This window comes from Pseudomonas sp. SDO5532_S415, assembly GCF_054071155.1.
This window is the reverse complement of the sequence record NZ_JBSVWS010000011.1, coordinates 31,075-43,759: the sequence shown is the minus strand read 5'-3', so window position 1 is coordinate 43,759 and position 12,685 is coordinate 31,075. Positions and strand designations below refer to the sequence as shown.

Here is a 12,685-nt window from a genome sequence, read left to right as displayed (position 1 = left end):
CGTTCCATGACATCTTGCGCATGAGCAGGGCGCTTGTGTTTTTTCAGGTCATTTGCGGGTTCCGACTACCCGCCACTCGAGCCTTGATGAGCTGACCGTGAAAGGTTGCCATAAGATAGCTAATCTATCCCGCTCCGGATTCCGTCGAAAACAACGATCATCGGGATAACAGCATGCAGATTTCATGGGACGACGGTGAGCGCATCTTCTGGCGGGAATTACGCTCGGGTGCAGGTGGCAACCCTCCCGTTCTGGTGACTCGACCCGTCGCCGAACAACCACTACCGGCCTGTCTTGCCCGCCTTTCTCATGAGTTTGCGCTCAAGGACGAGCTGGATCGCAGTTGGGCGGTACGGCCACTTGAGCTGGTGCGTGACAACGGGCAGCTGCAATTGGTGCTCGAAGACCCCGGTGGCGAACCGCTCGTGCAGTTGTTGCACGCCCCCATGGAAACGACGACCTTTTTGCACCACGGCATCAGTATTGCCGTGGCACTGGGCAAGCTTCACCAGCGTGGGCTTGTCCATAAAGACATCAAGCCCAGCCATATCCTGGTCAATTGCAACGACGGACATGCCCGACTCACCGGATTCGGCCTCGCCTCGCGGCTGCCCCGCGAGCGGCAGATGCCCGAGACCATCGCTGGCACGCTCGCCTATATGGCACCCGAGCAGACCGGCAGGATGAATCGTTCGATCGATTCGCGCAGCGACCTCTATTCCTTCGGTGTCACGCTTTACCAGATGCTGACCGGATCACTGCCCTTTACCGCCACCGACCCCATGGAGTGGGTGCATTGCCATATCGCAAAAAAACCGCTGTCGCCGAGCTTGCGGGTCGAAAGCGTTCCCGAAGGGCTGTCCGGCATTGTCATGAAGTTGCTCGCCAAAACCGCCGAGGAGCGCTATCAGACGGCTGCGGCGGTTGAACATGATCTGCGCAGGTGCCTGGCTGACTGGCAGCAGATGCGCCAGATCCAGCCCTTCACCTTGAGTGACCACGGCACGTTCGACCGGCTGATGATTCCCGAGAAACTCTACGGGCGCGAGCAGGAGGTCGAGACCCTGGTTTCCGCGTTCGGCCGAATCGTCAAGAACGGAGTGCCGGAGCTGGTGTTGGTCACGGGCTATTCAGGTATTGGCAAGTCGTCGGTAGTCAATGAGCTGCACAAGGTACTGGTACCGCCGCGGGGCATTTTCGCCGCCGGCAAATTTGATCAGTACCGGCGCGACATTCCCTATTCGACGCTGGTACAGGCCTTTCAAAGCCTGGTGCGAGCGCTGCTGGGCAAGAACGATACGGAGCTGGCGAACTGGCGCGAGGCCTTGCAAACGGCACTGGACGCCAATGCGCGACTCATGACCGACCTCATTCCCGAACTGAAGCTCATCATCGGCGAGCCGTCACCGGTTCCGGCGCTTGATCCGCAACAGGCGCAACGCCGTTTCCTTCTGGTGTTCCGGCGCTTTATCGGCGTATTTGCCCGGGCTGAACATCCGCTCGCACTGTTTCTCGACGATCTGCAATGGCTCGACGCGGCAACGCTGGACCTGCTTGAGGACCTGTTGACCAGCCCGGATATGCGCTACCTGATGCTGGTGGGGGCTTACCGCAGTAACGAGGTGGATGCGACGCACCCGCTGACGGGCAAGCTTCAGGCCATCCGCAATGCGGGGGGCAGGGTGGATGAGATCACCCTGGCGCCACTCGCCAAGGTGCACATTGAACAGCTGATCGCCGAGGCGCTGCATGATCAGCTAACGCGCGTCGAACCCCTGGCGCAACTGGTGCTGGACAAAACCGCCGGCAATCCGTTCTTCGTCATCCAGTTTCTGCAAGCGCTCGCCGAGGAGCAGCTGCTGACGTTCGATCATGACGCCGGTCGGTGGTGCTGGTACCCGGATCGCATTCATGCCAAGGGCTACACCGACAATGTGGTGGACCTGATGGTCGACAAACTGGCCCGGTTGCCGGCCGAAACGCAGCAGGTGTTGCAACAACTGGCGTGCCTGGGAAACGTCTCCACCACTATCGCGCTCTCGACCGTGACAGGCATGCCCATGGCACAGTTGCGCACGGTGTTGTGGGAGGCGATTCGCCAGGAATTGGTCGAACAACTGGAAGGCGCCTACGGTTTTGTCCATGATCGTATCCATGAGGCCGCGTATTCACTGATCCCCAAGGAATCACGCGCCCAAGCCCACCTGCGCATCGGGCGGCTTCTTGCAGTGCAGACGCCGACGCAAGGTCTGGAAGAGGCGATCTTTGACATCGTCGGCCAGCTCAATCGCGGTGCCGCGCTGCTTGTCGAGCAAAGCGAGCGCGAGCAACTGGCCGGGTTCAACCTGATGGCCGGCCAGCGTGCCAAGGCGTCAACAGCCTATGCATCGGCGCTCAACTATCTGACCACGGGCGCCGGGCTGTTGAGCGACGACTGTCGAGTGCGCCAGCATGGGTTGTACTTCGCACTTGAGTTGAACCGGGCCGAGTGCGAACTCCTGACCGGACAGTTGTCTCTCGCGGACAAGCGCTTGACTGCCCTGGCGCTTCGCGTAATGACGGTGGTCGAACGCGCCAGCGTTGCTTGTCTGCAAATGGACGTCTATCTGCTCCTGGATCGCAGCGATGGCGCGGTCGCTGTCTGTCTCGATTACCTGCGGCATGTGGGGATCGAGTGGTCGGCACATCCCGGCGACGATGAAGTGCGTCGCGAGTATGAGCAGATCGGGCGGTTGTTGGGGGACCGGGCCATCGAGGATCTGATTGATCTGCCCTTGATGGAGGACGCCACGGCCCTCATGACCGTCAATGCGCTGGGCAAACTCTTCGCGCCGGCCTTGCAGACGGACACGAACCTTTCGTGCCTGTCGATTTGCAAGGCGGTCAGCCTGAGCCTGGAGTGGGGCAACTGCGATGCCTCCTGCGTGCTGTACGCGAATGTGTTCCGGGTCGCCGGCCGGCGGTTCGGTGACTACCAGGCCGGTTTCCGCTTCGGCCAGCTGGGTTGCGACCTCGTTGATCGACGCGGTCTGACACGTTTCGAGGCCAGCACCTATCTTTGCTTCTCCTGTTTTGCCGTGCGCTGGATGAAGCCGGTGGGGCAATGCCGGGACTTGCTGCGGCGTTCTTTTGCAGCGGCGAACCGGATCGGCGATCTGCCTTACGGCGCCTATGCCGGCAACAACCTCACCGCCGATCTGCTGTTCGCCGGCGAGCCGTTGCCGGATGTACAAGGCGAAGCCGAACAGGGCCTGGCTTACGCCCGCAAAGTGCGATTCGGCCTGGTGGTTGATTTTATCCTCACGCAATTGACGCTGATCCGGATGCTCCGTGGCTTGACGCCCACCTTCGGACGCCTCGACGACGGCGAGCAAAACGAGCCCGAGACCGAAGCCCACCTGTCCAGCAGTCCGGACCTGGTACTGGCTGAATGTTTGTACTGGGTCCGCAAACTGCAGGCCCGCTACATGGCCGATGATCCAGCCGCGGCCATGTCCGCCGCTGCCAAGGCGCAGGGGTTACTCTGGGTTTGCCAGTCGTTCTTCGAGGAAGCCGAATTTTACTTCTATGACGCGCTGGCCCGGGCGGCCTGGTGCGACGAAGTCCCGGTCGAAGAACATGCGCAGCAACGGGTCGCCATGGAGCGCGGTTACCGCCAGCTCCAGACCTGGGCGCAACAGTGCCCGGAGAATTTTGCCAGCCGGGCCGCGCTGGTCGGCGCCGAAATCGCCCGCGTCGAAGGACGTGTGGTCGATGCCGAGTTGCTTTATGAGCAAGCCATCCACCTGGCGCAGGAGAGTGGCTTTGTCCATATCGAAGCGCTCGCCAACGAATGTGCATCTCGCTTCTACGCGGCGCGCGGCCTGGGGAAGATTGCCCGGGTCTATTTGCAGGACGCCCGTTACGGCTACCTGGGGCGCCGATGGCAAGGTGCGGCAGCTTGATGCCAAGTGCCCATCGTTGAGGACCGAAGCGCTCGGGCTCGGCCCGACGACCACCATGGCCACCACGGTCGAACACCTGGATCTTGCCACCGTACTCAAGGTATCCCAGGCCGTCTCGGGTGAAATCGTCCTGGAAAAGCTGATCGATATGGTCATGTGCACGGCCATTGAACAGGCCGGTGCCGAACGCGGCCTGCTGATTCTGTCGGACGGTGGCGAGCAGCGGATAGCGGCGCAAGTGACCACCGGCGACAACGCTACGCAGTTGCGCGATGCGCCGGTCAGCATGGCGCTGTTGCCGGAGTCCGTTCTCTATCAGGTCCTGCGTACCCAAGAGAGTCTTGTGCTTGACGATGCCATGACCGAGGCTTCGTTTGCCGCGGATCCTTACATCCGTCAGCATCGCGCCCGTTCCATTCTCTGCCTGCCGTTGATGAACCAGGCCAAGCTCGTCGGCGCGCTCTACCTGGAAAACAATCTGACTGCCTGTGTGTTCAGCCCGGCCCGTATCGCCGTGCTCAAGCTGGTGGCGTCACAGGCGGCCATTTCACTGGAGAATGCCCGTTTGTACCGCGAGGTCGCTGAGCGCGAGGCGAAGATCCGGCGCCTGGTGGATGCCAACATCATCGGGATCGTTGTCTGGAATGCCGAGGGTGACATTATCGAGGCCAATGATGCCTTTCTGCGCATGCTGGGTTACACGCAGGAGGATGTCGTCTCGGGCCGCCTGCGCTGGAGGGATTTGACGGTGCCGGAGTTCCGCGAGCTCAGCGAGCGCTCGATGTTGGAAGCGGTGCGAACCGGCCATGCCCAACCCTTCGAGAAGGCATACTTCAAAAAAGATGGCAGCCGCTTGCCGGTCATTCTCGGTTTGGCAATGTTCGAAGCCAGCAGCAAGGAGGGGGTCGCCTTCGTGCTGGACCTGACCGACCGCAAGCAGGCGGAAGAAAAAATTCGCGAAAGCGAGCGCCGCTATCGCGAGGTGCAGACAGAACTGGCCCACGCCAACCGTGTCGCGACCATGGGGCAGCTGGTGGCGTCGATCGCTCACGAAGTCAACCAGCCGATTGCCGCGACCATCCTCAACGCCAATGCCGCGCAACGCTGGCTGAACATCCAGCCGCCGGAGCTCGACGAGGTCCGCCATGTACTTGGCCGACTTATCGTGGATGCCAATCGGGCGGCGGACGTGCTGGGACGGATCCGTGGGCATATCCGCAAGGCGCCGCCGCAGAAGGAACCGGTGAACATCAATGCCGCGATCGGCGAAATGATCGAGTTCACCCGTGGCCAGATCATAAAGAGCGGTACCTCGTTGCAGACACAACTCACCGAAGCTTTGCCGCTGGTCGAAGGCGATCGTGTAGAGCTGCAACAGGTGCTGCTCAACCTGATCATGAACGCACTGGAGGCGATGGGCAGTATCCGCCAGGCCGAGCGACAGTTGCATATCGGCGCGGTGCTGGACGATGCGGGCGGGCTAATCGTCAGCGTCAGCGATACGGGGCCGGGGTTCCCTGCGGAAAACGTCGATCAGGTGTTCAGGTCTTTCTACACCACCAAGCCCACTGGCCTGGGAATGGGGTTGTCGATCTGTCGCTCGATCATCGAGGCCCATGGAGGGCGGTTGTGGGCAAGCGCCAACCGACCCTGCGGGGCCACCGTGCAATTCACGCTGCCCGTTGCGTCGCCGGTCTCCATTTAGGGACCGGGCGCTGTGCTACTCTTTTTTTTCCGATAATTACCGCAGAGGCTTGTGCATGAACGCTCCGGTCAATGAGCTGCAAAGCAAGGGTTCCATGGTGTTCGTGGTGGATGACGATGTCTCCATTCGCGAAGCGTTGAGCAACCTGTTGCGCTCTGCGGGCATCAACGTCGAGACGTTCGCCTCCACCGCGGAATTTGTCCGGCAACCGAAGACCGAGGGCGCCAGTTGCCTGGTGCTGGACGTACGGCTTCAGGGTAACAGCGGCCTGGACTTCCAACGGCAGTTGGTTGAGTCGAACACCCATATTCCAATCATCATCATTACCGGCCACGGGGACATCGAGATGTCCGTCAAGGCGATGAAAGCCGGTGCCGTGGACTTCCTGGCCAAGCCGTTCCGTGAACAGGATCTTCTGGACGCGGTGTCCGCCGCGCTTGCCACGGATATCAAGCGCCGGGAAGTCGAGCGACAGCTTGCAGACTTGCACGACCATTACCAATCACTGACCGTTCGTGAACGAGAGGTGATGGCGCTTGCCGTCAAAGGCCTGATGAACAAGCAGATTGCCGGACAGATGAGCATCAGCGAAATCACCGTGAAAATTCACCGCGCCCATGCCATGAAAAAAATGCACGCCAAGACCTTTGCTGACCTGGTTCGAATGGCAGAGGCGCTGGGGGTAGGGCACAAGGGTTGAGCGGGGTTACAGGTTTCTGATCTTCGATGGCACCAAACTTGCGGCCGTTGTAAACCCCTTGTGGGAGAGAGCCAGTTCGCGAAGATACTGGCACATTCAGCAGAGATATCGTCAGACACACCGCTTTCGCGAGCAGGCTCGCTCCCACAGTTTTTGATCCTCGGTGGGAGCGTGGCTTGCCCGCGAAGAGGGCGGCACATTCAGCAGAGATATCGTCAGACACATCGCTTTCGCGAGCAGGCTCGCTCCCACAGTTTTTGAGGCGTGACCGGAATCAGGACTCCTCATCCTCGGCGCCGGGATAAAAACCGTGCAGCAGTTGATAGCGGTCACTGCGGATCCTGTCGACCCGCTCCTGCACCTCCTGTTGAGGAAAACCGAGCAGAATCAGCGCATGCGAGGCAAGCATCAAGCTGGATTCCATGAGTTCGGGCACTACCTCGCTGGCGCCGGCTGCTTTCAACTCCGGCCCCTGATCATCGTCCCGTGTGCGTACCAGGATAGGTACGCTCGGGTTGATTCGGCGTGCCGCCAGCAGGATTTGCAGGGCGGTGCCGGTATTGTCGACGGCGATGACCAGCAGGCTGGCACGCTCCAGCCCGACGGCGGACAGCAGGTCTGCACGCTGTGAATCACCGTAGTGCACGGTACTTTCCGCGACTGCCGCTTCCTGGACCCTCACCGGGTCGCTGTCCAGCGCGACGTAAGTCTGCTGGGCGTTGCGCAGGAATCGCCCGATGGATTGCCCGACGCGACCATAACCACAAATCACCACATGCTTTTTTGCCTGCGCGTTGAGCGCACTGATTTCCTCAAGTCTGGCTTCTTCGTTGGGCTTGCGGTGCAAGTGTGCGGCGATGCGAGGGGCCATGCGCAGCAGCGACGGTGTGACCAGCATCGAGCAGAAGGTCGCGGCGAGCAACAATCCGCCAAGATCCGCCGGCATCAGATTGTTCTGCTGCATCTGCGTCATCAATGCAAAACAGAACTCGCCGCCCTGCGCCAGGGCCAGGCCGCTGCGCCAGGCGGTTTCATTGTCACTGCCACGCCACTTGACCAACAGTGCGACCACGCTGGCCTTGATCAGCAACAGCCCCAGGGTCAGTCCGAGGATCAGCACGCCGTGGCTGGCAAACAGGCGCAAGTCGATCAACATGCCGATACTGACGAAGAACACGCCCAGCAGGATGTCGCGAAACGGGCGAATATCGGCCTCGATCTGATGCCGGTAATGGCTTTCCCCCAGCAACATGCCGGCGAGAAAGGCGCCAAGGGCAGGGGAGAGACCGATCAGGTGTGTCAGCCCCGCAGTCAGCAGCACGATTACCAGTGCCAGCAATACGAACAGTTCGGCGGAACGCGAGGCCGCCACCTCATGAAACAAATGGGGCAACACCCAGCGACTGAGCAGGGACAGCCCTGCGAACAGCACCAACGTTTTACCCAGCGTCAGGGGAAGCGCCCAGTACCAGGCTTGATCGCTGGTGCCGGCGAAGACCGGGACCAGCGTCAGCAGTAACACGGCCACGACGTCCTGGAACAACAGCACACCGATAGCGTTCTGGCCATGGCTGCTGAAAATTTCGCCGAGACTCCCCAGTTCCTTGCTGACAATGGCGGTAGAGGAAAGGGCCAGGCCACCACCGAGTAAAAACGCCGCCGCCGTAGGCACGCCTGCCAGCATCAACAAGGCGCCCAACACTGCCCCGGATACCACCACTTGCAAGGTGCCCAAGCCGAACACCACCCGGCGCAGCGCAATCATCTTCGACAGTGAAAATTCCAGCCCCAGGGAAAACAGCAGAAACACCACGCCCATTTCGGCAATCAGGGGCAACGCATCGCTGTCTTTTACCCAGTCGAAGGCCATCGGTCCGACCATCAGCCCCACGCACAGATAGCCCAGCACCGGCGGCAAGCGCAAGCGATGGAACAGGGCAATGACGACCAGGGATGAGGTGAAGATGACCAACAGGCTGGCGAACATGGTCGCTCCGTGACGGCTCTAGTGTGCAGGTGAGCAATTGTAGCTTGCGCACGGGAGGCGCGACCGATGGGCTTTAGTTCGGGGGAGGGTAGAGATACGAATTGCAAAAGCTGAGGGGGCGAGCAATCGGGGCCGGTACGGTCGTCCGGCCCCGACAGGGTTACTTGCGTACGTTCTGGTACAGCATCAATCTCGACGTTTCATGCATGCCCCGGGTCAGTTCAACCAGGCGCTTGAACTCTTCAGGGTTTTGCTGGGCCACGTTGTCCAGCGGTGTCGGCGAGGCCAGGTCGTGCAGTGTCGGCGAGCTGCCGTCGTGCTCCATCTGCACCATGTAGTGCTGGGTGACGCCCGCAATCAACGGGAAGGTGCCTTCACGCAGCACCAATGGCACTACGCGCTCACCCTCGGGCGCAGGTTGCTGGATATCACGTCCCAGGCCGCTGTTGCGAAACTCAACGCCGGCCATGCCGGCCACGGTCGGCAGCAAGTCCACCAGGCCGACGGCTTCCTTGACGGTCCGCGTGCCGAGCAGGCCCGGTGCGTGGATGATCATCGGCACCGCGTTGCTTTCCAGGCCCAGTTGTTCATAAGCCGGTGCCAGGAAAGGGATCTGGGCGATACGGGTGTTATGGTCGCCAAACAGCACGAAAATGGTGTTGTCGTACCAACCACCTTCCTTGGCAATTTCCATCAGGCGTCCGATGTTGAAGTCCAGCAGGCGCACAGCGTTGTACTGCTCGACACTGCGCGATCCCGCGGCCTGGACTTCAGCCAGGGTAGGGTGCTTGACCTCGAATCCGTCATTGGTCTTGGGAATTGTGAAGGGACGATGGTTGCCGGCCGTCTGCACATAGACAAAGAACGGTTTGTCCTTGGGCAGGGCTTGCAGGATCTTGTCGGTTTCCTTGAATAGATCCAGATCCGAAATTCCCCAGACATCCACCACCGGGGCTTGCCAGTCCCGCTCTTCGTACAAGCGGACCCCGTCGATGCTTTGACGGATCAAGGCGTTCATGTTGGCCCAACCGGAGTTGCCGCCGATGGTGTAGATTTTCTCGTAATCGGTGAACGCATTGATCAGTGTGTGTTGCTTGGTGATCAACGGATTACGCGTCGCGGTTTCCTGGCGGGTGACGTCCGGAACCCCGCTGATGCTGGCCCAAACGGTTTTCGCGGTGCCGGTGACCGGCACATAGAAGTGCTCGAAGAACCAGCTCTGCGTGGCCAGGCGGTCGATATTGGGCGTCGGATTGAGCGGGTTGCCATAGGCCCCGACGGCACTGGTGCCCAGCGATTCAAGCATCACAAACATCACGTTCGGCGCCCGTGTGCCCGATACCTTGTAGGGCTGTGGCGCCTGGTGACGGACGAAATTCAGGGTTTGCGGGTCGGGCTGGTCGACCCCCAGGTATTTGGAGATCACGGCATAGTGCTCACGCACCTGCGCTTCGTCATAGCGCGACTGGCCGACCTTGACCGTGTCGTAGAAGAAAATCACCGGGTTCAGGCCCAGTGCCGCGACCTGGTTATTGCCGGAGAAGAACGCATCGCTCCAGCGCAATGGCACCGGGTTTTCAAGGTTCATGTTCTCGACGCGCCCCAGGATACCCAGCAGCACCAACACGACCATCAGCGTGCTGCCCCAGGTGACGGAGAGCGGGTGGATGGCTTTGCGGGCGCGGTCCAGCGTCAGGCGTTCCAGGCGCACCAGGACCAGCGTCACCAGTGCGACCGTCGCCAGCCAGCCCAGAGAAATCCAGATGACCGGGTAGGTCTGCCAGACCATGTCACGGGATATTTGCGCGTCTTCGATGAAGCGCAGGACGGTGGCGTTGATCCTTACACCCAGATAGGCGTAATGGCCAAAATCGACGATATAGATCAGGAGCAGGGCGCCGATGGCGGCCGACACATACACGCGTCCCAATCGGCGAAGCAGGCGGCTACTCACCAGATTCCAGCGCGGAATCCAGGCCAGCAACGCCAGTGGCAGCATGACCAGGATGGCCAGGCGCAGATCGAAGCGAAAGCCGATGCCCAGGGTTTCCAGAACGGCATCTTCTGCGCTCAACGCGCCGGCGTCGAAACCGGAAAAGCCGAAAAAGAACACTACCCGCAGTAACGCAAACAGCACGAACGCAATCGCTGTTGCGCCTAGCCAGTAATGCAAACGTCTCGATTGCAGCCAACGCATCCATGTACCCCTGTTAAAAAATTGTCGTTGAATCTCAAGCGGACCTGGAGTCTTCCACTGAGCCACGCGATGGGTTTCGCCGGCCATGCATACCGCGCACCGCCAGCATCAGCAATGCCGAGCAGCAGTACAGGCCCAGCAGTGGATCGACCAGGTAGTCCCAATAGTTATGCGACGGTTTTATCCCGCCGATGAAGGCCAGGGTCGCAGCGGCCAGCATCACGACGGCCAAATAACTGCGCAGATAAAACAGGCCTGCCGTGAGCAGTCCGACGAAGATCAGCATCGGGCGTGGACTGAAACCGAACCGATAGGGGTCCAGGTAAGTCAACCCCAGCGTTGCCGGATAGAGCATCAGCGCCATGGCGGCGAAGACAATCAGTACGGTGGTTGTGCCTGGCCGCGCAGCCGGCAGGAAATCCAGTCGACGCAAACAGCCCCACGCCATGAAAACCAGGGTCGTGACGGCAAGGTCATCAATGTGGCTGCGCAAGTACGCGGCCAGCGACAAGCCATCCAGCGGTATGAAGCTGACTGCCAGCAAGGCGAGCAATAGCCCGATGCGGACGGTCCTCTTCAAGCCAAAGGACGGCAGCAACAGGAAGACGATCATTGCGAAGCTGATATGGGCTTGCCACAGGTTGATCATTTGGCACGCTCCGACAGCCACGCATCGTTGAAGGTGACGTGTTTGATGAAGGTGTTATTCCAGGAATAAACCAGGTGATACAAACCGTCGGGACTTCGAATGAAGTAGGGGTATTCATATTCGAAAACGCAGCCTTGCGCCTTGCAGACCCGGTTGTCGAGGTTGTTCAGGAACTGGGCCTCCAGCGGTTGGCGAAGTGCGCCGCTGGATCCGCGGAATTCTCTACCGATGATTTCCTTGTAGGCCTCGGGCGAAAACGTATCGCCCTCAGGATCAGGAGACTTGTCGAGGTCGCGCAGCGAGCGCCAATCGTCCATTTTTGCATCGGTACCATAAAGACTCAGTTTGAAGCGCCCCTCCTGTAAATCATTGAGCGCCACCAACAACCCATGTTCGGGTGTCGCGATGGCCGCCAACGAGGAGTTCGGGTTCGAGGGGTCGAGCGGATAAGGTTCGCTCCAGGTTTGCCCGGCGTCTTCGGTACGGGTCGCCAGGACACGGTGGTGGGTATCGCCGGCATAGCGCAGCAAGGCGATGCCACGCTGGCCATCCAGCGGAACGACCGTGGGTTGCAATGAGTTATTGCCGCGGCTGATGCGGTATTTATCGATCACATCACCGTCAGCGCTCAGGTACAGGTACTCGGAAAACTTGCCCAGGAATTCGTGGTAGACCGGCAAACCGATGGAGCCGTCGGCATGGAACACCGGGGCCGAACGTACCAGGGTGCTGATATTCAGAAACGGGGAGGTGACCAACTGGCGTGGTTCGGACCACTGGCGACCATAGTCGTCGGAGACCATCACATTGACCGCACTGCCGGCCCAGCCACCCATGGACACTGACACGTAGAACAACCAGAGGCGGTTGTCCGGTGCGAGCGCAACGACCGGGTTGCCCAATTTGCGGATGTATTTGCGAGTGCCCTGTTGGGTCGAATCCCGAGTCGCCAGAACCTGTTCCGCCCCCCATTCGCCGGTTTTCGCGTCGAAGCGGGCAGAGCGCACCTGCACGTCGGCCGCGCCTTCGCGTGTGCCGGCGAACCAGACTGCCATCAGGCTGCCGTCAGGCAAGGCGGTGACTGCCGAGGAATGTACGAAATCCACCAGGCCGGATGAGGCAAATCGACTGGTGTAAATGGGTTTGGCGACTTGATCAGCCACGGCCCGGGTCGGACTCATCAGGGCAAAGGATGAGTGCACAGGTGCGGGGTGAGTGAGCCAAGCGGTCGCGAACAGGCAAGTAAGGGCAAGGTAAGCCCCGAATGCAGGGAGGCTGGGTAGGTGGATGCGCATAATGTAAGGCTGTGCATCTCTTGGTCAGGTAAGGCAGCGTAACCTATCACTTGTAGTTACTAACTCGGTGTTTAGCGAGCTGGTGCTTTGTAAGCAAATGTGTTTTTGGCGTTATCAGCTCTCTGGTTGATGTTCTATTTTCTTTTATATCAATAGCTTGTGGCAGGATTGAGCGCCCCATCCGTTGATCGAAAACCTCGTCTCGACG

General features: G+C 60.1%; 5 protein-coding genes and 1 pseudogene. 2 read left to right on the top strand and 4 right to left on the bottom strand.

Annotated features, from left to right (window positions below):
* The first annotated feature begins 173 nt into the window (after window positions 1–173).
* Window positions 174–5,649, top strand: a pseudogene (locus tag ACW9HW_RS05825) (trifunctional serine/threonine-protein kinase/ATP-binding protein/sensor histidine kinase).
* 55 nt (window positions 5,650–5,704) lie between these two features.
* Window positions 5,705–6,349 carry a response regulator transcription factor gene (locus tag ACW9HW_RS05820; RefSeq protein ID WP_170948658.1) on the top strand — a complete coding sequence of 215 codons (645 nt, stop codon included), beginning with the start codon at window positions 5,705–5,707 and terminating at the stop codon, window positions 6,347–6,349.
* Between the two features lie 274 nt (window positions 6,350–6,623).
* Here the strand turns inward: ACW9HW_RS05820 and ACW9HW_RS05815 are convergent, their stop codons facing one another.
* The 4 genes from ACW9HW_RS05815 to ACW9HW_RS05800 form a co-directional block, all read right to left on the bottom strand.
* Complete coding sequence (locus ACW9HW_RS05815; protein WP_457398880.1) at window positions 6,624–8,336, bottom strand: cation:proton antiporter; 1,713 nt, start codon at window positions 8,334–8,336, stop codon at window positions 6,624–6,626.
* Between the two features lie 160 nt (window positions 8,337–8,496).
* Window positions 8,497–10,533: an LTA synthase family protein gene (locus ACW9HW_RS05810; protein ID WP_457398878.1), complete on the bottom strand. Its 2,037-nt coding sequence runs from the start codon at window positions 10,531–10,533 to the stop codon at window positions 8,497–8,499.
* 34 nt (window positions 10,534–10,567) lie between these two features.
* The gene (locus tag ACW9HW_RS05805; protein ID WP_457398877.1) at window positions 10,568–11,182 is read right to left on the bottom strand and encodes a hypothetical protein; all 615 of its coding nucleotides are present in this window, start codon (window positions 11,180–11,182) and stop codon (window positions 10,568–10,570) included.
* A complete protein-coding gene (locus ACW9HW_RS05800; protein WP_095194297.1) occupies window positions 11,179–12,477 on the bottom strand; it encodes a sialidase family protein in 1,299 nt (432 codons plus the stop codon). Before ACW9HW_RS05800 ends, ACW9HW_RS05805 begins: the two co-directional genes overlap by 4 nt.
* Window positions 12,478–12,685: the final 208 nt, after the last annotated feature.

What these genes read in the sequence shown, in the direction of transcription:
- ACW9HW_RS05820 (WP_170948658.1), top strand. Translation starts at nt 5,705, where the DNA reads ATGAACGCTCCGGTCAATGAGCTGCAAAGCAAGGGTTCCATGGTGTTC.
- ACW9HW_RS05815 (WP_457398880.1), bottom strand. Translation starts at nt 8,336, where the DNA reads ATGTTCGCCAGCCTGTTGGTCATCTTCACCTCATCCCTGGTCGTCATT.
- ACW9HW_RS05810 (WP_457398878.1), bottom strand. Translation starts at nt 10,533, where the DNA reads ATGCGTTGGCTGCAATCGAGACGTTTGCATTACTGGCTAGGCGCAACA.
- ACW9HW_RS05805 (WP_457398877.1), bottom strand. Translation starts at nt 11,182, where the DNA reads ATGATCAACCTGTGGCAAGCCCATATCAGCTTCGCAATGATCGTCTTC.
- ACW9HW_RS05800 (WP_095194297.1), bottom strand. Translation starts at nt 12,477, where the DNA reads ATGCGCATCCACCTACCCAGCCTCCCTGCATTCGGGGCTTACCTTGCC.